The organism is Nonomuraea sp. NPDC050394 (assembly GCF_044459065.1).
GTDB lineage: Bacteria > Actinomycetota > Actinomycetes > Streptosporangiales > Streptosporangiaceae > Nonomuraea.
This window is the reverse complement of record NZ_JBITIO010000001.1, coordinates 710064-729935: the sequence shown is the minus strand read 5'-3', so window position 1 is coordinate 729935 and position 19872 is coordinate 710064. Positions and strand designations below refer to the sequence as shown.

The 19872-nt window shown below is 70.4% G+C and carries 23 protein-coding genes; 9 read left to right on the top strand and 14 right to left on the bottom strand.

The window, feature by feature from the left end; all coding sequences use genetic code 11:
- The first annotated feature begins 43 nt into the window (after positions 1-43).
- The 5 genes from ACIBKY_RS03685 to ACIBKY_RS03665 all read left to right on the top strand — a co-directional run bounded on the left by ACIBKY_RS03685 (position 44) and on the right by ACIBKY_RS03665 (position 7737).
- On the top strand, positions 44-3004 hold the full coding sequence (locus ACIBKY_RS03685; RefSeq protein ID WP_397094123.1) for a lantibiotic dehydratase: 2961 nt from the start codon (positions 44-46) through the stop codon (positions 3002-3004).
- On the top strand, positions 3001-4251 hold the full coding sequence (locus tag ACIBKY_RS03680; RefSeq protein ID WP_397094122.1) for a lanthionine synthetase C family protein: 1251 nt from the start codon (positions 3001-3003) through the stop codon (positions 4249-4251). Before ACIBKY_RS03685 ends, ACIBKY_RS03680 begins: the two co-directional genes overlap by 4 nt.
- Before the next feature lie 23 nt (positions 4252-4274).
- The gene (locus ACIBKY_RS03675) at positions 4275-5303 is read left to right on the top strand and encodes a thiopeptide-type bacteriocin biosynthesis protein (RefSeq protein WP_397094120.1); all 1029 of its coding nucleotides are present in this window, start codon (positions 4275-4277) and stop codon (positions 5301-5303) included.
- A gap of 1 nt (position 5304) precedes the next feature.
- Positions 5305-6414: a hypothetical protein gene (locus tag ACIBKY_RS03670; protein WP_397094119.1), complete on the top strand. Its 1110-nt coding sequence runs from the start codon at positions 5305-5307 to the stop codon at positions 6412-6414.
- 303 nt (positions 6415-6717) lie between these two features.
- Positions 6718-7737, top strand: a complete 1020-nt coding sequence (locus tag ACIBKY_RS03665; protein WP_397094118.1) for a CPBP family intramembrane glutamic endopeptidase — start codon at positions 6718-6720, stop codon at positions 7735-7737.
- 249 nt (positions 7738-7986) lie between these two features.
- On the opposite strand, the gene ACIBKY_RS03660 is transcribed toward ACIBKY_RS03665, so the two are convergent.
- The 4 genes from ACIBKY_RS03660 to ACIBKY_RS03645 are packed head-to-tail and all read right to left on the bottom strand — an operon-like array spanning position 7987 to position 10932.
- Positions 7987-8994 (bottom strand): carbohydrate binding domain-containing protein, encoded by a 1008-nt coding sequence (locus ACIBKY_RS03660; protein WP_397094117.1) that lies wholly within the window; start codon positions 8992-8994, stop codon positions 7987-7989.
- Positions 8994-10160, bottom strand: coding sequence for a hypothetical protein (locus tag ACIBKY_RS03655; RefSeq protein WP_397094115.1), 1167 nt, complete (start codon positions 10158-10160; stop codon positions 8994-8996). The genes ACIBKY_RS03660 and ACIBKY_RS03655 overlap by 1 nt, the downstream gene beginning before the upstream one ends.
- Before the next feature lie 20 nt (positions 10161-10180).
- A complete protein-coding gene (locus ACIBKY_RS03650) occupies positions 10181-10567 on the bottom strand; it encodes a hypothetical protein (RefSeq protein ID WP_397094114.1) in 387 nt (128 codons plus the stop codon).
- A complete protein-coding gene (locus ACIBKY_RS03645) occupies positions 10564-10932 on the bottom strand; it encodes a hypothetical protein (RefSeq protein ID WP_397094113.1) in 369 nt (122 codons plus the stop codon). The genes ACIBKY_RS03650 and ACIBKY_RS03645 overlap by 4 nt, the downstream gene beginning before the upstream one ends.
- Before the next feature lie 171 nt (positions 10933-11103).
- Between ACIBKY_RS03645 and ACIBKY_RS03640 the strand changes: the two genes are divergently transcribed.
- A complete protein-coding gene (locus ACIBKY_RS03640) occupies positions 11104-11616 on the top strand; it encodes a hypothetical protein (protein ID WP_397094112.1) in 513 nt (170 codons plus the stop codon).
- A gap of 119 nt (positions 11617-11735) precedes the next feature.
- On the opposite strand, the gene ACIBKY_RS03635 is transcribed toward ACIBKY_RS03640, so the two are convergent.
- Genes ACIBKY_RS03635 through ACIBKY_RS03610 form a run of 6 tightly spaced genes read right to left on the bottom strand, consistent with a single transcriptional unit; the run spans position 11736 to position 15200 of the window.
- Positions 11736-13289: a hypothetical protein gene (locus ACIBKY_RS03635; protein ID WP_397094110.1), complete on the bottom strand. Its 1554-nt coding sequence runs from the start codon at positions 13287-13289 to the stop codon at positions 11736-11738.
- Entirely contained in the window at positions 13286-13411 is a 126-nt protein-coding gene (locus tag ACIBKY_RS03630; protein ID WP_397094108.1) for a hypothetical protein, read from the bottom strand. The genes ACIBKY_RS03635 and ACIBKY_RS03630 overlap by 4 nt, the downstream gene beginning before the upstream one ends.
- On the bottom strand, positions 13401-14048 hold the full coding sequence (locus ACIBKY_RS03625; RefSeq protein ID WP_397094107.1) for a hypothetical protein: 648 nt from the start codon (positions 14046-14048) through the stop codon (positions 13401-13403). The genes ACIBKY_RS03630 and ACIBKY_RS03625 overlap by 11 nt, the downstream gene beginning before the upstream one ends.
- Positions 14045-14590: a DUF6221 family protein gene (locus ACIBKY_RS03620; RefSeq protein WP_397094105.1), complete on the bottom strand. Its 546-nt coding sequence runs from the start codon at positions 14588-14590 to the stop codon at positions 14045-14047. The genes ACIBKY_RS03625 and ACIBKY_RS03620 overlap by 4 nt, the downstream gene beginning before the upstream one ends.
- A complete protein-coding gene (locus tag ACIBKY_RS03615; RefSeq protein ID WP_397094103.1) occupies positions 14587-14895 on the bottom strand; it encodes a hypothetical protein in 309 nt (102 codons plus the stop codon). The genes ACIBKY_RS03620 and ACIBKY_RS03615 overlap by 4 nt, the downstream gene beginning before the upstream one ends.
- The gene (locus tag ACIBKY_RS03610; protein WP_397094102.1) at positions 14892-15200 is read right to left on the bottom strand and encodes a hypothetical protein; all 309 of its coding nucleotides are present in this window, start codon (positions 15198-15200) and stop codon (positions 14892-14894) included. The genes ACIBKY_RS03615 and ACIBKY_RS03610 overlap by 4 nt, the downstream gene beginning before the upstream one ends.
- 236 nt (positions 15201-15436) lie before the next feature.
- On the opposite strand from ACIBKY_RS03610, the gene ACIBKY_RS03605 reads away from it, so the two are divergent.
- A complete protein-coding gene (locus ACIBKY_RS03605; protein ID WP_397094100.1) occupies positions 15437-16228 on the top strand; it encodes a helix-turn-helix domain-containing protein in 792 nt (263 codons plus the stop codon).
- Between the two features lie 13 nt (positions 16229-16241).
- On the opposite strand, the gene ACIBKY_RS03600 is transcribed toward ACIBKY_RS03605, so the two are convergent.
- Positions 16242-16430, bottom strand: a complete 189-nt coding sequence (locus ACIBKY_RS03600) for a hypothetical protein (RefSeq protein ID WP_397094098.1) — start codon at positions 16428-16430, stop codon at positions 16242-16244.
- A gap of 126 nt (positions 16431-16556) precedes the next feature.
- Between ACIBKY_RS03600 and ACIBKY_RS03595 the strand changes: the two genes are divergently transcribed.
- Positions 16557-16910, top strand: coding sequence for a PadR family transcriptional regulator (locus tag ACIBKY_RS03595; protein ID WP_397094096.1), 354 nt, complete (start codon positions 16557-16559; stop codon positions 16908-16910).
- Positions 16907-17644, top strand: a complete 738-nt coding sequence (locus ACIBKY_RS03590; RefSeq protein ID WP_397094095.1) for a hypothetical protein — start codon at positions 16907-16909, stop codon at positions 17642-17644. Before ACIBKY_RS03595 ends, ACIBKY_RS03590 begins: the two co-directional genes overlap by 4 nt.
- Before the next feature lie 39 nt (positions 17645-17683).
- On the opposite strand, the gene ACIBKY_RS03585 is transcribed toward ACIBKY_RS03590, so the two are convergent.
- Genes ACIBKY_RS03585 through ACIBKY_RS03575 form a run of 3 tightly spaced genes read right to left on the bottom strand, consistent with a single transcriptional unit; the run spans position 17684 to position 19687 of the window.
- Positions 17684-18742 (bottom strand): tyrosine-type recombinase/integrase, encoded by a 1059-nt coding sequence (locus ACIBKY_RS03585; protein ID WP_397094093.1) that lies wholly within the window; start codon positions 18740-18742, stop codon positions 17684-17686.
- Positions 18729-19190, bottom strand: coding sequence for a hypothetical protein (locus ACIBKY_RS03580; RefSeq protein WP_397094091.1), 462 nt, complete (start codon positions 19188-19190; stop codon positions 18729-18731). Before ACIBKY_RS03580 ends, ACIBKY_RS03585 begins: the two co-directional genes overlap by 14 nt.
- Positions 19190-19687 carry a hypothetical protein gene (locus ACIBKY_RS03575; RefSeq protein WP_397094089.1) on the bottom strand — a complete coding sequence of 166 codons (498 nt, stop codon included), beginning with the start codon at positions 19685-19687 and terminating at the stop codon, positions 19190-19192. The genes ACIBKY_RS03580 and ACIBKY_RS03575 overlap by 1 nt, the downstream gene beginning before the upstream one ends.
- Between the last annotated feature and the right edge of the window lie 185 nt (positions 19688-19872).

Sequence of the window (19872 nt, the reverse complement as noted above, 5' to 3'; positions counted from 1 at the left end):
CGCCAGCCTGGGCCGGGCGCCCCCTTCCCTACTGGGAGAGCCGGTGTATCGACCTCTCGACGCCGTCGTGGTCCGTGCGACGGCGCTGCCCGACGCCGCGTTCGCGCCGTCGTGGCCGGATCTGATCGAGCTAGCTGGGGCGGTGACCTGGCGGCCGTGGCTGGAGCAGACCCTCGCCACGCCCGGTTTCGCCGCCGCCCTGGAGCATGCCAGCCCGGTCCTGGCCGAGCGGGCGCGCGCCATGTGCGCCGGAGCCGATCTTCCCGAGACTGCGCAGCGGCGAGCCGTGCTGTCAGTGCTGCGCTACCGGTTGCGCGCCACCGGCCGGGCGACGCCGTTCGGCCGGTGGGCGGGCATCACCGCCGCCGGGCTCGGTGACGCGGCGAAGGTGCGCTTCGGTGCCGAGCATCAGCCCTACCCGCGGGCCGGAGCGGGCTGGATGGCCGAGGTCATCACCGAGCTGGAGACCGACCCCCGCCTGCGCCGGCATCTGCTGGTACGGGCCAACAACCTCATCCGCGAACACGACGACCGCGCGATCCTGGCGTACACGCCCGGTCACACACCGGACGGTGCGCCGGTGACCGCCACCGTACGGCTGACGCCGCCGATTCGGGCCGCGCTGGAGTGGGCGCGCCGGCCGATCCAGTGGGGGGAACTGGCCGACCGGCTGGCGACCGAAGCCCCCGGCGGCACCGCCGAGGCCGCCGGGAAGCTGGTGGCCGCCATGGTCCGGCAACGGTTTCTGCTCACCAGCTTGCGCCCGCCGATGGCCGAATCCGACCCGCTCGGCCACCTGCTGGCCCACCTGCGCGCCGCCCCCGCGCAGGGCACGTCCCCGGCGGCCGCGCTGCCCGAGACCGCGACCGACCTGCACCTCGACGCCGACGTGTGCCTGCCGCACGCGGTGGCCGACGAAGCCGCCGCCGCGGCGACGGCGCTCGTGCGGCTGGCCCGCCGCCTACACCTGAGCCCCGGCTGGACGCACTGGCATTCCGCGTTCCTGGACCGGTACGGTCCGCGCGCCCTGGTACCGGTCGCCGACGCCGTCGATGCCGGCACCGGGCTCGGCTACCCGGCCGACTACCTCGACTCGGCGAGCGCCGCCCCCACCGTCGTGCTCACCGATCGCGACCGGCGGCTGCTCGCGCTCGCCCAGCAGGCGGCGCTGTACAGGCAGCGCGAGATCGTGCTCGACGACGCCACCCTCAACTCCCTGGCCCCGCAACCGGCGGAGGGCGCACCCACCATCCAGCCGAGCACCGAACTGACCGTGCACCTCGCCGCATCCAGCGAGCAGGCGCTGAGCGACGGCGACTTTCAGCTCACCGTGCTGGGCGTCTCCCGCGCGGCCGGTACCAGCGTCGGCCGGTTCCTGCCGCTCCTGGGCGCCGAGGATCGCGAGCGCCTGCGCGGCGTCTACACCGGCCTGCCCGCCGCGGTGGCGGGCGCGCTGCCGGTGCAGATCTCCGCCCCGCCGCTGCACACCCGCACCCAGAACGTCGCCCGCGTGCCCCGCGTCCTGGCCCATCTGCTGCCGGTGGGCGAGTTCCACCAGGACGGTGACGAGGTGATCGCGTTGGAGGACCTGGCTGTCACCGCGGATGCTCACCGCCTCTACCTGGTGTCGCTGTCGCGGCGCCGGGTGCTGGCGCCGATGTTGTTCAACGCCGTGGACCTGCACCGGCACACGCACCCGCTGGCGCGATTCCTGGCCGAGATCGGCGCCGCCCTGGCCAGTCCGTGCGCCGGTTTCGACTGGGGCGCGGCGGCCGGGCTGCCGTTCCTGCCCGCGGTGCGCTACGGCAAGACCATCCTGGCGCCGGCCCGCTGGCGGCTCGACGCAGGCGATCTGCCCGGCCCGGACGCGCCCTGGCCGCAGTGGCAGGACGCGCTGGCCCGCTGGCGCGAACTGGTCGGTGCCCCGGCGCGGCTCGCTGTGGCCGAAGGCGACCGCGTGTTGCGGCTCGACCTGGCGGTGCCCGCCCACCGGGCGCTGCTGCGCGCGCATCTCCAGCGCACCACCACCGCCCTGCTGACCGCCTGCCCGGCGCCGGACGCCAACGGGTGGGCGGGCGGGCACACGGCCGAAGTCGTCATCCCGTTGGCCGCGACCATCCCGCCCACACCCGCCCCGCCGTGGCTGGCCACCCCGATCGCGTCCCCTGTTCGCGTGCGTGAGCACGGGCACCTGCCCGGCGGCCGGGAGCGCTTCTCCCTCCTTCTGTACGGCCATCCCGATCAGCAGAGCGCCATCCTGGCCCGCCACCTGCCGCGCCTGCTCGCCGACCTGGACGAGTCCGGCCTGCGAGCGCGGTCGTGGTTCCTGCGCTACCACGATCCTTCCCACGGCCATCACCTGCGGCTACGCGTCACCGTCCCAGCCGGCGCCTTCGCCGCGGTTGCCGCCCGCCTGGCCGAGTGGCAGCGCAGCCTGCGTACGGCGGGGCTCCTCACCCGCACGGTGTGGGACACCTACTTCCCGGAGGTCGCCCGCTTCGGCGGCCCCGCCGCGCTCGACGCGGCCGAGGACGTGTTCGCCACGGACTCGGCCTCCGCCCTGGCCCAGCTCCAGGCAGCGAACGCCCGCGGCGGGCCCGACCTGCGAGCGGTCACCGCCGCGAGCATGCTCGATCTGGCCATCGGCCTGCTCGGCGAGCCCGGCGCGGCCATGCGATGGCTGATCGTGAACACCTGTCCCAGCTCTGCCGCGCCCGGCCGAGCGCTCTATGAGCAGGCCGTCGCCCTGGCCCACCCGCATGATCCAGCCGCCCGCACCGCTCTCCCATACGGCGGCGACCTCGCCGCGGCGTGGGCCCGGCGCCGCGACCGGTTGGCCGACTACCGGCACGCCCTGCCCGACCCGGCCGCGCTGCTGCCCGACCTGCTGCACCTGCACCACGCCCGCTCTGCCGGCCTCGACCCCGACCGCGAGGCGCTCTGCCTGCACCTGGCCCGTGCCGCCGCCCTGTCCTGGTCGGCGCGCACCCGGAGCGGCACATGACGACCCGCCCCCTGCCCGACGCGCTGTCCGCCTCCGACAAGCTCGCGGACGCGCTCGCCGACCCCGGCAAGGTCCACGCCAGCCTCCCGCCGGAGGACGGCCGCGCCTGGCCGCAGTCCCTAGCCGGTGGAGCCTGCGGCATCGCTCTCCTGCACATCGAACGCGCCCATGCCGGGCACGGCGACGAAGCACGCGCGCACGCCTGGCTGGAAGCGGCGTTCGCCGACCCGGTCACCGCCGCGGCGAACGCCAACCTCTACACCGGCGCTCCCGCGCTCGCCTTCGTCACCCACGCCGCCACCCTCCCCAGGCCCGGCCGAGCCCGGCGCACACTCGCCGCCCTGGACGAAGCAGTGGACGCTCTCACCCGAGCCCGCCTCGACGCAGCGCACGCCCGCATCGACCGCGGCGAACTCCCCGAACTGAAGGAGTTCGACTTGATCCGCGGCCTGTGCGGGCTCGGCCTCTACCACCTGCGCCGCCACCCCGACCACCCAATCACCCACGACGTGCTCTCCTACCTCGTCCGGCTCACCCAGCCGCTGCCCGCCCGGCATGGGCTGCCGCCGTGGTGGACATCCGTCGCCCCCAACGGCTCGCGCGACCTTGGGGCGTTTCCCGGCGGGCACGGCAACGTGGGCCTTTCCCACGGCATCGGCTCCACGCTGGCCTTGCTGTCCCTGGCCGCCCTGCACGGCCTGCCGGTCGCCGGGCTGGCCGAGGCGATCAGCCGCATCTGCGCCTGGTCCGACGCCCTGCTGCGCGACGACGAGTCCGGCCCGTGGTGGCCGGGCTACGTCACCGCCCGCGACCTCACCCAGCACCAGCCGGCACCCACGCACCGCCCCCGCCCGTCGTGGTGCTACGGCGTCGCCGGAACGGCTCGCGCACAGCAGCTCGCCGCCCTCGCCCTCAACGAACCCGACCGCCACCACTGCGCCGAACAGGCGATCCTCGCCGCGCTGCGCGACCCCGGCCTCGACACCCGGCTACCCGACCCGGGCCTATGCCACGGCGTGGCCGGGCTCCTGCAAGCCGCCTGGCGCATGTCCAGTGACGCCCTCGACGACCAGATCGCCACCGAACTGCCCGCCCTGACCGGCCGCCTGATCGCCCGCCTCCCGCCGCCAGAATCCAACCCGGAACTGCTGGACGGCACCGCCGGCATCGCGCTCGCCCTGCACACGCTCGGCACCGGGGCAGCGCCCATCTCAGGCTGGGACGCCGCCCTCCTCCTGATCTGCTGACACCCCCTCCTGAAGGATCTTTGATGAGCGCCCTACCTGTGCCGTCCACCGCCGCCGGGCAAGCCGTCGAAGCGGTCCTCGCGAGCAATCCGCCCGCCGCGGTCGCGGCCCGCTTCGGCCTCGCCGAGGACGAGCTGGCCCGCGCCGTCGCGCTGTATCGCACCGCCGGTGAGGCGGCCCTGCTCCGGCTGTCGGAGTGGCCCGTCTGGCACCAGGTCACCCTCACCGCCCCCACGCACTCCCCTTGCCACGGCTTGGACCCGATGATGCTCGCCCGCCTCGGCGCCGAGCTCGGTCGGGCCGAAGCGGACGCGGAGATCGGCGGCTACCACTTCCTCCGCAAAGATGGCGGCCTGCGCCTTCGCGTACGCCCCAGCAATCTGCTCGCGCGACGACGGCTCGCCATCATCCTGGACGGGCTGGCCGCCCACGGGCACCTGCACAGCTGGGCGCCTGGCATCTACGAACCCGAGACGTACGCCTTCGGCGGCCCCGCAGCGATGCGCACAGCCCACGCGCTGTTCTGCGCCGACTCCCGCGCTCTCCTCTCCGGCCCCGACCTGGCCTCCCCGCTGCCCGTAGCGGGCACGCGCGAAGCGTCGGTCCTGCTGATCAGCACGCTCCTGCGCGCCGCAGGCCTGGACGCGCACGAACAGGGCGAGGTGTGGGCACGCGTGGCAGCCCACCGCAACCCGCCGCAGCTCCCGCCACGCGAGCAAGTCAAGACGGCCCTGGCCGAGATCGCCCACCTGATGAACGCCGACGCCGCCGCCCAACGGTTCGGCACCGCCTGGCACGCCCGGGTGGCCGCCTTCGCGATCGCCGGCCGCGACCTGTCCGCCCTCGCACGCACCGGCGCGCTGGAGCGCGGTCTGCGCGCTGTCCTCGCCCGCCACGCACTGTTCGCCTTCAACCGCGCGGGCGTCTCCAGCGCCCACCAAGCGATCGTGGCCCACCTCGCTCACGCGGCCGCCATGAACGACGACGCGCCGATCCCGGCCCATCCCGCTGACCACTCGGCCCTTCCCGCCGTACCCGTTGAGGGCAGGTGACATGGACCTGCCCACGATCGCGCGACGCTTCCCGCTGGTCGCCCGGCCACGCCCGACCTGCCAGCCCCTCGACGCCCGCATCGCCGCCCTCACCCAATCCGCCGCAGAACTAGCAGCAATGGCAGGCCGCGAACGCATCGCGCGCGCCAGCGCGGTGTGCAACATGGCCGCGCTCATCGCCTCCGACTGCGCTCTGCCCGCCCTGGCCCGCTCCCTGTGCTGGCTCCACCACGACGCACTGGCCCAGCAGGCACCCCTGCCCGCATGGGCCGCGGAACTTGCCCTTCAACCCCTCCTGAACCTCGCCCGGCAACTCATCCGCCAAGGCGAAGGCGACGCCGCATACCAGCTTCTCGACGAACTCTTCAACGCCGCCAAACGCCAGCGCGAGGCCACCATCGGCGAACGCCGTATCCACCCCAGCACGCTCACCGCGGCACCCGACAGCCGAGGGGTGGGCCAGTTCCTGTGGACGGCGCTGCTGGCCGATGGCTCGCGTGCCCTGGCCATGGCCGGACGCTGGCAGGAAGCAGCCGACCACGCCGCACGCATCGGTCGCGGTATCGGCCTCCACCTCCTGGACGGCCGCCAAGTCACGATCATCGCCGCCATCGAACGCGGCGCCCACCACGAAGCCGAATCCTTGATCGACGACAGCCTGCTTACCCACCCGTGGGAGCAGCCGGTGGCCTCCCTCCTGCGTCTCTACTGCCGGCACACCATCGGCGCACCCACAGACCAGGACGTGTGCAAGCTGCTCGACCACACCCTCCAGCTATGCGACCACTACGAACCCGCCACGGCGCTCTTCCGCGCCCGCGCCGCCATCACCGCCTTCGACCTCGCCCACGGCTACACCACTCTCCCCATGGACGGCCTGCGATCATCGATCACGCTCATCGCGTTGTGCGACGCCTACGTCTGCCGCGAACTCCTCGCGCATTCCGTGCTTTCAGCGATGCTGACGCCCGCGGAACGGCGCAGCATACTGACGCTCCTCCGCGCATCCGGCCTCGACTCCGGCTTCATCACGCCCCACCACACGAGCACTCTCCTGGCAGCCGCCTCGACAGCCGAGCAGCACCTGCTTTCCGTCAAGGACGCTGACTAGCGGCGGCACTTCGACATCAACTTTCGAAGACGTCAGGCAGGGGTGAGCTGGAGGGACGTCGCGGCCAGCAGCTGGGCAGCCACGGGAGAGCTGTCCGCGCCATGTCGTCTATGTACACGACGCTGCGCCTCAGAGCTGATGGCCCTCGTTCTGGACAACGAGATGCCCGAGCCCAGCGCCGCCACGAGCCTTCCTCGGCCCAGACAGGGTGCGCACGGCCGACCTTGCCGACGCCACAGGGCATGACGGCGGCGCCGAAACCACCCTGGCCAAGATTCCGCCACCCACACGAAGGAGTGTGCAATGAGACAGATCGACCCAGACAGAGCAGTCAGCCGATCGGCTTCATCACCGGCGCCGCTGACCGCGGCCGTGGTGATCCTCGCGGCGCTCGCCTATCCCGGCCCACTGATCACCTGGTGGGATGCGCTCGGACTCGATGTCCCCGCCATCAGCGCGGTGCTGACGGCCTACTACCTGGCCCAGGTCATGATCCTAGGGATCTTCGTCGCGGGCTGGTGCCTCCCCGGAAAGCCGATCATGGTCAAGGCCGGCATCGTGGCGGCCAGCGCGATCATCACCACGCTCGCGCTCACCGCCCCGAGCACGATCACGAACTGCGCGTACTACCTGGCCACGGCCGTGATGTGCGGCTTCGTGGCCATCCAGCAGGTAGGCCGGGTACCGCTGTGGCCACGGGGCCGCGACCTGCCGCTGACACTCGTGCCTCTCCCCCTCATCCTCACAAGCACGGGCGCGAGCGTCGCGCTCGCGACATGGATGGGGATCCAGCGCACACCGGGGCAGACAACGCAGTCCGCGGCCGAGGGCCTCGTCGGCACGATAGCGCGCATCGACACCTACCCCGAGCTGCTGATCCGCTCCCTCTGGACAGGGGTCGGCGAGGAGGTAGCCGCGGTGCTGCTGGTGATCGCTCTGGCCCGCCGTCGCGTGCCCGTCGTGCTGGTCTACCTGATCCCCGCGATAGTCCGCGCCAGCTACCACGCGTCGTACTCCTGGTCCGCAGTCGCACTCGTCATTTTGGGCGTTGGCATGGTCTACCTGTGGCGGCGCTGGGAGCGGATGCTGCCACTGATAGCCGCTCACGCGCTGTGGGACGCGCTCGCACGGCACTACCCGTGGACTCTCATGGTCCTGGTTGGGGTGGGCCTGTTGATCATCGTGGGGTTCTGTGCCCGACCAGGTGTGCGCTGGGTGTGGCTGCGGGCCAAAAGCCGCATGACCACACGTTTCGGTCGCCCTTCAGCCGAGCGTTCCAACCTCGACGCTCCTGCGTCCTCCTCCGGCCAGGTGACGTCATGACGCCCCGGCAGCGGTGGGCTCGCGCCGTCATCAAGCTGTGCAACGTATCGCTACCGACCAGGCCGCTGATCTGCACGAACGTCCTATTGAGCAGACTGGCGCGTGCCGCCGTCTCTTCCCTAGCCGTGCACCTGATCCACACTCTCCTGCTGTAGCGCTGTGGGACGCCGTCGCGGCCGCGCGCGTGCTCCGGCAGGGTTCTCGGGCAATTAAACATGCAGGCTTGTCCGGACCTCTGGGTACCCCAGGTCAGGCGGGGGTGAACTGGAGGGAGGTCCCGGCCAGCATCCGGGCGACCCCTGGAGAGGCCGTCCACGCCATGTCGTCCACGTAGACGATGCTGCCGGCGGCGTGACCTGCCTCGGCCGCCATCCCGATGTGGGCGTACACCTCGAAGGTGTTGGCCGGCGCGGTCGTGCTCACCTCGACCTCGGTCCACACGCCGGCTGGGATGGGCTGCGTGTCGTCCGTGTAGGCCAGGTTGTTGCCGCCGTCGTCGTAGTAGCTGAGCCGGACGGTGCCTGCTGGGTGCCCGGTGGGGGAGTACAGCCAGCCGCGCATCGTCCAGATGATGCCAGGCTCTGTCCGCCACCACCGGTACACGACCGCCCGGTCGGCGCCCGAGGCGGTGAGCTTGGCCGAGAGGTCGCCGCCGTGCGCGGTGACCTCGTCGGTTTGGTCGAGCACGTCAGCGCCATCCTGGCCCCAGTGGTTGATCGGCCCACCCGATTCGAAGTCGATCTCGTCACGGAATCCGATGAGGGCGGCCTGAACGCGCAGATTGCCCGGCGTGGTGACGACGAGCAGCCCCTCGGCCAGCTCATCGAAGCTGGCCACCTTGTCATCGCCGCCGAGGAACACGTCGCCGAGTTGGACATTGTGCCGGAGGTCGCCGTACGGGTTGCTGTCGCGCATGCCGACCAGCAGCAGCGGTGACAGCGCGGCGTTGGCCGTACCGGTGAGCCGCGTGTACTGCCACTGACCGCGCGTGACCTGGGCGCGCCTGTGGAAGGCCAGTCGGTAGGCGCCCGGCGTCACCTGGTGGGTAAGGACCGTCTCCCACAGGCCGGGTGTGCCCAGCACGTAGTCGGTGGCGAGCTCGGCGCGCTGTGCGGCTGGGATACGCCGGGCGGCGCCGGCGGCGTCCACGGTCTGGAGGGAACCGTCCTGTCTGGAGTGGATGGCGACGTGCCCTGCGGCCGGAGGGGCAGGCGGGGTGGTGAGTGCGGGCAGGTGGAGGGGGGTGAGAAGGCGCATCAGGACGTCACCTTGATTCGGATCGTGGCGGCTGTGACTGCGAGGGCGGAGCGGACCGCCACGGTGTTCGCGTCGATCACCTTCGAGTCCATTTCGACGAACTCCCCGGTAGCGACCTCGCGGAAGCTCGGCTCGGCTACGTCGAGCGAGCCGAGGCTGTGGGTGACGTTGTGCCACGCGCCGGGGGTGAGCGCGGGCAGGTCCGCGCTGAAGGAGCCGCCGATGCCGAGCGCGGTCCGGGCGGCCGTGGCGGTGGTGGCGCCGGTGCCGCCCTTGCCGATGGGGACGAGACCCACGGAGATGGAGTCGGGCTGGACGATGATGCTGCCGTCCGCGGCGACGATGTCGGTGTTGCCACCGTTCTGGACGAGGCCCGCCCCGGCTCCGCCTCCCCCGCCGCCGCCCGCGAACTGCGCCCACGCGATCGCCGTGGTGCCGACCACGATGGCGCCGTTGGTGGAGATGGCCCACCCGGTCTCCGCGAGGCTGGTGCCCTCGGACACGAACACGAACGTATTGGGGTTGAGGGCGTCGGTGGTGCGCGTCCACGCGCCGGATGCCGCGGTGTAGAGGCCGTTCTGCGTCGTCGTGGTCTGGTTCTTGACGAGCACTCGGTCGCCGGCCTGGACGCTCACCCCGTCGATCGTTTGCAATCCGCTGAGCGTGATGGTGGCGGTGGTGGCTACGCGTACGGCGGGCTTCACGCTGATACCGGCGGCCGCGGCGTGCACGTCGGCCAGGCGTGCGGCGTCGTTGGCGTTGACGGGCGCGCCGAGGTTGGTTAGCCGGTACCCGGCCAAGGCGATGTCGGCGCCGGGCGCGGCGAGCTGGTCGAGCCGATTGGCGCGCACCTGCGTGACGAAGTCCGCGATGGTGGCCGCGGGCTGGGTGCCGGTGTGCTGGGCGCGGTCGAGCGGGTTGGTCGCCAATTTGGACAGGCTGATGGCCGCGTTGGCGGCGACCTTGGCGTTGGTGATCGTGCCGTCCGCGACGTCGTCCAGAGCCATCCACGTGCCGCCCGGGGTGCGCCAGAAGGCTTTCCCGCTGGCGGGGCTGGCCCACAGCTCGAACGCGACGGGCGAGTTCGGCTCCGTGGACGACGATGGCAGGACCAGGCCCGTGGGCGGGATCTGGTTGAACCTGTGCTGGCTGTACCAGTTCGGCATGGTGGTGTCCCCCGATGGGTTCAGGTGAGGCGGAGCGCGCCCGACATCGGCACGGCCCAGGTGATGCGGATAGTGCGCGCGTCCGGGTAGGACGGATCGCCCTCGATCCGCTCCCCTCCCGGGGCGAAGCAGGTGTGGTTCGGCTGCCGGGACTGGCCGTGCTCGGCTTCCCACACCAGGGAGGGGATGGCGAACTGGTACTCGCGCTGGAAGGCGCCGCCCTCAGGCCCGGCCGGTCCCTGCTCGCCGCGGGCTCCCGGCGGCCCCTGGACGCCGGGGATGGCGAGGTCGAGTTCCACCACGTGGTCGTGCTGCTCGATCGTCAGCGAGATGCCACCGTCGTGCTGCAAGCTCAGGTCGGGCCCTGCGGTCTGCTGGACGACGAGCTCGATGTCAGGGTTGCTCATCGGGTCACCTCGCCGGTCACGCGGACGGTGCCCTGGAGTAGGCGCAGCGGCTGCCCGCCGGCGGCCACGAGTTCGAGGTCATACACGCCGACCCGCCACCCCCAGGAGGCTGAGGTTGCGGCGGGGACGTGCAGTGCGACCTTCCCCGCGGCCGGATCGGTGATGGTAAGCCCGCCACCAGTGGCCAGGTCGTACAGGAGCGCGGCGCCAGCCCCGTGATGGGCGCGCACCTGCGCGCGGACGCTGCAGCCTGTCAGATCGAGCGGCGGCCGCCCTTCGACTTGGGAGCGCAGGACGAGGACACGTTCGTAGGGAGTGCCTTGCTCGATCAGCAGGTCGTAGGTCGCCGCGGCCATGTGCGACATGGTGGCGATGGATGTCGGTTTGCGTCAGCACCCAAATGAGTGCGGTAAGCGGGGCCATACCAGGATGTAGGCGCGAAGCACACGCCCGGCCCGGCGCTGACAACGTCTAAGGACGAGGCAGTGGCGTCGGTGCTAGCGTCTTTCCTAGAGCCGTCCATTGTGAGGTATGGCATGGGTGACGAAAGTACGAAACAGACCACCCACCATGGCAATGGGATCATTGTCTCTGGCGGGAACGTGGCTATCCACGTGGTAGACCTGCTAGCCGCGGTAGGGGGTCCCGCTGGCATCGCCACCATCCTTGTCACCTGGCTGCGGCACCGAAAATCACGCGCCACGCTCAAGGTCACGTCCAAGGACGGCACTGTCGTTGAATTCGACGTGCAAGGGGCCAAAGACCCGACGGCGCTGGCCAAGGAAGTGGCGTGGCACGTGCAAGTGGCTCAGACGCTCCAGGCGTCAGCCGACGACGACGCGGCGCGAGCCGAGTTGGTGAGTAAGGCGGTGACGGCCATGCTGAGACCCGATTACTCCGCCGAACTCGCCCCCCGAATCGGCGAAGAACTCATGGCTGTGATGGTGGCTTCCGCTTCGCCTGAGCAGTTGAGAATCATCCTGGACCTGGCGAATGCCCGATTCGAGGCACGCGAAGCAGCGATCACGAAGGCTGCAGAACCCAAGTAGAGATGCTGTCCGAACAACCCGCCTGATAACGATTCCTCTTGCGCAAGGGCACGACCGGTCCCGCTGCGCTGGCAGGATGCCGAGGTACTCGGCGGCCTGTTCGGCGGTCAGCGAGGTAGCTAGCTGACCTCCCAGACTTCGGCCATGGCGCCGCTGGCGTTGACCTCGATCCGGCCGGTGGGGCGCGCGTGCGCCATCTGCACGTCCTCGAACAGGTCACGCTGGTAGGCGAGCATGAGCTCGTCGGAGTATGGCGGACGGTCTCTCCAGCGGCCTTCCTCCTTCCCCAGCCAACGGAGCGGCAGGCCGGGAGCCGGGCGAAGCACGATGGACGGGATAACGCCGGGGAGGGCGCGGACGGTCACGCCCAGCACGAGCACGACGCCCGCTCCCGGTTCTTCGGGCAGCGGCCACTGCCCGAAGGGCAGGTCGCCGCGGCGGAGGAGGATGAGGACGTGCGGCTCGGCGAGCTGCTCGGCAACGTGCCTCTTGGCGAGCTTCTCCGCGTGCTGGCGCGCCGGCTCATCGTTGTCCATGTTGGGGATGAGGTACTGGCCGATCTTGTGGGGTCGTGTCCCGGTGGGGACGGAACGATCGACGAGCTCCTGGTAGGTGGCGTGCTCGGCGGGGTTGCCGTGCTGTTCGGTGATGACGGGTGCCGGGTTGGCGACGACGATGCGGACGCCGTAGATGGTGGCCAGGTATTGGCCTGGGACGACCTGCTCGGGGAGCGGGGGCAGGCGGACGGTCAGGTGCGGGCGGCTGGCGAGCCGTTCTCTGGTGGCAGCGATGTGCGCGACGAGGGCGTGCGCGTCCTCCTCGCTGATGGACTGCTCGGCGGCTTCCCCTTCATCCCTGGTCAGGTAGGCCTCCAGGGCGGCGTAGCGGCGCTGGATGATTTCCTTGACGACGGGGTGGTCTCCGAACCCGAGGTGCATGTGCTCGTGCACCGTGGCGGCGGCCTCTTCGGGCTTCTGGCTGTCGAGGAGCTCGCGGAGTGTCTCCCTGGTGAACGCGGCCTCCCTGCTATTGCTGCCCTGGGCGACGACGGCGCCGTTCAGGAGTGTTTGCGGGCCGCCGCGCAGGTGTGGAGCCGGCTGGCCTTCGCCGTCGTGGGTGGCGCGGGTGACGTTCCGGCACACCTGGCTCACGGCGTGGAGGACCTTGCGGATGCTCCCGGCGTCCGGCCGCTGGAGAAAGCGGGGCGTCTCCACAATGTGCAAGTCCAGCACACAGACGCCAGCCAGCCGCTCGGCGTCGGCGGCTTCGAGTATCTGGTTGGTGGCGATGCCGAGAGCGCGCCGGACGGTGTGGGTCTCGGCGTTGTCGTAGGCGCAGATGATGGTCAGCGTGTCCTGCGGATCCATGAAAGTCTCCTGGGCGGCGAGGGTGGGGAACAGGGCTGGCGGGATGTGCCGGCGGGGTCGTGCGCGCAGCTTGCGCAGGTGGGTGGCAATGGTGAGCTGGGCGTCGAAGAGTTCGATGTTCCGCAGGAATGGGGCGAGGCCGGTCGGATTCCCGGCGGCGGCGGCGTCGAGCTCCGCCCGGGAGACGAACAGCCGGTGCTCGTACCGTGTGACGTCGGCCAGGAGGGTGCGCTCCACGTGCTGGCCGATGTCGAAGTCGTCAGGGCCCTCCTCGGACACCGGATGCGTCTGAGGGGAGTGCGTCATGGCCGATCTCGCGACGGCACGAGGTGCTCCTCCGCGGCCGGCTGGCGGTCCCCGTACGCGATCTCAAGGCGTTCTACGTTGGCGGCGAGCAGGTCGGCGAGGGTGGGCTGGTCAGCGAGCATCGGCAGCCGCCTGCGGCTCGGCGTAGATGGAGGCTTCGTGTTCGCTGCTGTCGATCTGGCGGCCGTCCCAGAGGCGGGCGTGGAACATGACCTTCATGGGCCCGGTCGTGTGGAGTTTCCCCGCTTCGGAGCCGGATGTGCGGATGTCCATGTCAGCGCGGGCGGCCCAGGACACCCACGACTCGACGATCATGACGCGTAGGTGCGACGGGAGGACGGGCGGTTCGTCGGTGTCGTGCTGCCAGTGGTCTGCGAGCTGCTCCAGCCAGAGCCTCACCCCAGGTGCCGGGTCCCGCTCTCCGGCAGACAGCGTGCCCACAGCGGCTTCCAGCCCGGGAATGACGTCGGCATCGGGCCCGTCCGAGAGCGGCCGCTCGTAGCGGCTGCCGTCGATCCAATCGGCGTAGTTCATCGCGGAGATCTTGTTCCGCGCTTTGGCGGTTTCGAGCTGGTCGAGCAGTTCGTGGTGGGCGGCCACCATGCGAAGCAGCACGCCGGGGCCGTCCTGCATGAAGATGCTTGCGGCGGCGGGACTGTCGGTGACGTAGCCGGGGTCGGCGAGGACGGCGTGGACCATCCGCTCCGTCTCGGTGAGGTTCTGGCGGGCGGCGGCGATCAGGTCTACGGCCATGGTCATTGTTCGGTCCATTCGGGGTTGAAGCCGGGCAGGGCGTGGTGGGCGGCGAGGAGTCCGCGGATGGTGGGGCACGGGTAGCCCATGTGCGGCGCCTCGTACGGGTTGCCGGTGTCGCAGTAGGTGCAGGTCGCGAACGGGACGAGGTGGCGGCCGCCGTCGTCGTCGTAGCGGTGGATCTTGTCTTCTCGGATGGCGTGCTGGTCGAGCAGGCTCAGGTGGTATTTGGCGATCTGGTACTCGTGCAGGGGGTTGTGGCGTACGGTGTGCTCGGCGTCGCGCCGCATCATGGCGCCCTCGTCGCCGCCGTACGTGACCGGCATGACGGTCCCGCCAGGCAGGCGGAACGCGAGGTCTACGAACTGGTGGTCGCTGGCCTGGATGTGCCAGACGACAGCGCCGCCTTCAGCGCGTTCGGCCAGGACCCGGGTCCCGGTGATGGTGGCGCGGAGCCACGCCACCATGTCGCGGGCCTGCTGCACATCGAAGCTGGGCGTGGCGGTGCCGGGGTCGCGGGAACTGAGCTCGTCGTAGGGGCGGCTCATCGGCGTCCTCTTGCCCGGCGGCGGGCTCGCTGCCGGTAGCGCGCCTTGGCCTGCTGCTGCCTGGGGTGGGGCTTGCCGAAGACGAGGCGGTGCACACGCCAGGAGCAGCGGGTCATCCGGAACGGCATGGTGAACGTGACGCGGGCCGGGAGCCGCTGCGGCACCGCCAGCATCCGCTCGATGAGGTGCGGCGCGTAGTTCACGTTGTCGGTGGCACTGACCTCCTGCCAGCCGTCTCGGCTGGCCGGGCTGGTGCCGACCGGCGCAACGAGGAGCCGGCCGCGCCGGAGGGACAGGCCATTCATCGGGCCCACCAGGGGGCGAGCAGGGGGTGCAGCTGGTCCAGGCGCTTGCGGAAGCTCGCCAGAGCGGCCGGGGTGCCGGTAAGGGTGAGCAGATGAAGCCGGAACAGCATGCCGTGGTCGTGCTGGACCTTGACGGTGATGCCGTGGGCTTGGGCGGCGAGAAGGACGCGGCGGAAGGTGCGGCGGGACGTCGGCGAGTACCGGAGCACGATCACGTGCCAGGGGACAGTGAGCCGCGGGGGCGGGAGCCGGATCTCCAGCCGGTCAGGGGCGCGGGTCTTCTGGCGGGGGAACAAGCGGGGCATGAGAAACGGTCCTCTCCATCGTGAGGAGAGGACCGTATGAAGCGGCTGTGGCTAGCGTCTGCCTACGATCCGGGTGGGTGGACGCGAACTCGGCAAGAGCTCCTAAAGATCATGAATAGACACCTCACGTGCCTCCTGACCTGCATCTTTAGGAAGGTGGTCGGGTGCAAGGGATGTTTGTAGCGGGGCCGGTGCAAGGGGTCGCGGAAGTCGGCGAGCAGGTGCATCCTCGGGCCATGACCTGCTGGCAGGCAGCCAGCGACACGGCAGGGAGGGTGATCATCATGGGCTGGAGTGTGGTCAGCAGTAACGGCGATGTGCGCCGGGCGGTGCTGAGGCTGGCCGGTCTACTCCGCGCGCGGCTGGAGGAGTCTGAGCAGACGCAGGCCTGGCTCGCACGGAGGACGGGATACTCGCCTACGGTGATCTCGCGGGCGCTATCGGGTCGCGTCCTGCCCTCGCAGGCTGCCGTCCTCGCGATCTCTGCTGTGCTCGGCGTCGGCCGAGACGAGAGCTCGCGCATGTGGAACTCGGCGGCCGAGGTGCATCGCGCCCGCCGGCGGGAGCACCGCATCGCCGAGCGTGGCGGCTGGCCGCCCGCTGTCGGCAGCTACAGCGACCTGCTCGACGCGGTGCGGCGGCTCCTGCGGACGAGCCACGTCACGCAGACTCGGATCGCGGCCCGGATCGGGATGCCGCTCTCTACCCTCAGCGCGGCGCTGCGCGGCACGCGGAGTCTCCACCGGGGCCTCCTCGCCGACATCGTTTACGCCTGGCAGGTGGAGACCGGTGCCGTCTCCCGCGCCGACACGGCCATGCGCCAGGTCGATAGCTGGCTGGAGGTGTGGGACCGCGTAGGGCGCCCGCACCAGCAGGAGCAGTGGGCGCGGCGGCGCGAGGGATGCCAGCGGAGCGGGGAGGCTCGCCGGTTTGGTCTTGCGGTCACCTACGAGCGCAGGCGGCAGCACGGCGCGTGGCTACGTGATGTGGAGGGGGTGTCGCGACGGCGCGTACGTCGGCGTCGGTAGACGCGGTCGCCAGCTAGGGCGCGCTGTCGGCCTCTTCGAGGTCGGCCAGGTCGATGCCCAGCTTCTTCAAATCGGCGACCGAGCGGCAATACCCGAGCAGTACGGCGCGGTCGCCGAAGCGCTGGACGGCGCGCAGGGTGGGGGCGTCATTGAGGATGATCGCCTCGACTTCGATGCCTTTCGGGCCTCGCCAGACCGCCACGCCCCCACACTACAAAAACGGACAAAGCAGTCAAGAGGTGCTGTTTCGAGGTGGGTTGTAGCACCGTTCTGACTTCGTCCGGCCAATCACGCTCACCCTGGGCTACCCCTATGTAGGATCTCCTACATGGAACCTGAGGAGACTCCGGTCAGCGTCACACCCAAGGTGGCGCAGATCCTGAAACAGTTCCTGGAAGACCCCTCGCAGGCACGCTATGGCTACGACTTGATGCAGGCCACGGGCCAGCCAAGCGGCACGCTCTACCCGATCCTCGCCCAACTGAAGCGAGCCGGGTGGATTGAGGGTCACCAGGAAGACATCGACCCGTCCCAGGCGGGGCGACCTCGCCGGCGCGGCTACCTACTTACCGAGATCGGCCGACTCCAGGCCACCTACCAGCTCACGGAGATCAGCAACCAGTACCGTCCGCCCAGGTCCGCCGACGCCGAGGCCGTCATCATCCGAGGCGGCTGCCGTTGATCTACGACCTGCTCGCCACAGCCTTCCTGTTCACGCTAGGCGCCCTGGTCACCCTCCTCGGGGTGCTGGTAACCGTGGTGTGCACTACATGCAGCGACCTCATCAAGCAGGAAGCCGCCACCCGTTTGGAGCGCCTCCCCCTGTGGCTGCTTCACCGCGCTGCACAAGATCTTCCAGAGGAGATCCGTGAGCAGGTCCTGAACGAGGAGTGGATCCCTGACCTGCTCCACATGACGCGGGACACCGAGGGATTGCCGATCACCCGAGTCGTCCGCGGCGTGAGACACGCAACCAACCTCATGGGCAGCCCCGCTGCCGCAATTGGGAAGATGGTCAAGCCACATCGAAGGCAAACCTCGACTCTGGGCCAGGACACCGACGAACTGGAGTCGTTCCTCAAATCACGAATCCAAGATTACGTGCGCGACAGGGAGTTCCTTGTATGTGAGTGGAAGCGCTCCGTCGGAGCTGTAATCCTCGCTCCCGCCGGCCTCGGCTTGGATGAAGATCTGAAGCGTCGGATAGCCGACGTTCGGTTCGCCGCAGGTCTTGGGAATGTCTGGCTTAACGACACCACAATTCACATGATTGACAATGACGAAGTGCATTGGATAACCCGCGAATGGGCTACCTCAGCCGTTCAGAGGCCTTGGGCTGACGACCCGACAACTGAAATCAGCAGCGAGGAAGGCGATCCCGATCTTCCACGAGCTGATGACGATGGCACCGTCTGAGAGGCTTCGGCGATCTCGACAGAGCCACTGCCCTGTATGTCAACCCGGGCTTTGGTTGACCAGTGACTCGCCAGGAAGGCGAAGCCGGTTGACCGCAGCACGGCGGGTCTTCTCCGGCCGCCGGTCGTACCGTGCGGTAGTTGCTGGGGAGGAGTGTCCGACGAGGGCCTGCGCCGTGGCCAGGTCCACGCCGGCGTCGAGGAGCTCGCCGATGAAGGTGCGGCGGAAGTCGTGCGCTCTGATCGGCTGCTTGCCGATCGCTGGGTCGAACTTGGCGGCCTGGCCGACGCGCTTTGTCAGCATCTTTCGGAGCGCCTGCCCGGTCATGCGGGCGGGCCGACCGTGGTCGTCAGCGCGCGGGCGTCCGCCCTTCCACAGGGCGGGGAAGAGGGCGCCGGGGGTACGGCCGCGCACGGTGATCCACTCCTCGATGAGGGCGGCGGTGTCGTCGGGCACGTACGCCATGCGCTCCTTGCTGCGTTTGCCGAGCACGCGGATCCCGTTGGTCTCGGCATCCCAGTCGGCCAGGTCGCGGGTGACGAGTTCCTCGCGCCGTACCCCGGACGTGTACAGGGTTGCGAGCATGGCGCGGTCACGCACGTCGGCCGGCCTGGGGTGGTCGCACACCGCCAGGAGGACGGCCAGCGCCTCGGACGGGATATGCCGCCCGGCCGGGAGCGTGGACGCCTTCTCCTGTTCGAGGTCGATGGCGCGCTGGTACTCCTCGGCGGGCAGGAGGCGCAGCCGCCACGCCTCCTTTAGCACCCGGCGTAAGGCGACGAGGTGCTTGTTGATGTAGGCGGCTGACCAGCCCTGCTTGAGGATCTCCGCGCGCAGCCGGGTGGTGTGCTCGTAGCGGAGAACGTGCCAGGGGAAGTCCTCCCCCGTCACAGCGCGGTCGTCGAGCGGCTTGCCGCGGATGATGCGGGCGAGCCGGTCCAGGCAGCCGCTCATAGCCGTCTTCGACCCGGGCGACCGCAGGTTGTCCAGATACGACCGGTACGGGTTCCGGATCGGGTCCACTCGCACCACGACGTCGTCGGCGAGCAGCTCGCCGGCGGGAGCGGCCACGGCGGGCAGCCGGTCAGCAGTCGTCACGCTCGTTCTCCTCTTCTCCGGCCGGGAGCGCCGCGGCGTGGGCTTCCCACCCGGCGCGCCACGCCGCTGCGTACAGGCTGTCGATCAGCTCTATCGGCTCGACAGGCGTTCCGTCCGGATCGCCGAAGCCGAGCACCTCGTGCGCCCACTCGTCAGGCGCCTCGGGCGGCACGCCCTCGTCCAGGGCGGGTCCGATCCGTAGGCCGCGCTCCTGGAGCCGGTGCGTAAAGTCCGGGCTGGACAGCGCCGCGTACATCTCGTCGGCGAACGCGTGGAACAGCGCGTCAGCGACCAGGTCGTACGGCGACGCCGTCTCGTCGTGGAATGCCCGGCGGGCGAGGCGGCGCCGTACCCCGTAGTAGGCGTCGCGCGCCGCTTGCCGGTGCCCGGCGGCGGCGTTCTCCTCGGCGGTGCGCAGGTCGATCTTGGGCGGTGACGGGCGGTCCATCAGCGGGCCTCTTCCGGCTGAGTAGTCTCCCCGGGGTCGGGCTCGTAGTCGTCAGGGTGCGGGTCGGGCGGTAGCGGCTCCTCATCGGGGTCGGCCTCCCAGCCGTCCCGCCAGGTGTCGAACTCCTCGGCCAGCAGCGCCGACGTCACCGCCCGGGACCGCTCGACGTCGGCAGTCTCATCGGCCACGCCGAGCTCGTCGAGGATGCGCGCGACCTCGTCCAGCGTGCCGGGCTGCCGCTCGGCCAGCGCCGACCAGAACGCAGGGAACCGCGTGTAGATCGAGAACGCGCCGGCGCGGACGTGGACGGCGACCTGCGGCTCGAACCCGCCCTCATCACCGGTCACCGTCAACCCCCACAGGGTGCCGACGCCCGGCCGCCATGCCCGCACCACGATCTCCTGCCGGAAGTCGTGGTTGCGATGCCGGTAGTAGGTTGCCTCGGCATCCCCGCCACCAGGCCCGGGTACGACGACGGCAGCATTAAAGCCGCTCACTCGCCCTGCCCTCCTTGCCTGGCAGGCCGCGCCGACCCGTCCACGTACATCACCCGCCACGGCGGGTGACACGGCACGCTCCACCCCGAGCCGCCGTCGAACCGCACACGCAGACCACCCCCCACGAACGACGCGATCCGGCCCGGCCGCCCGTCCACGACCACCCGATCCCCCCGATACGTCGG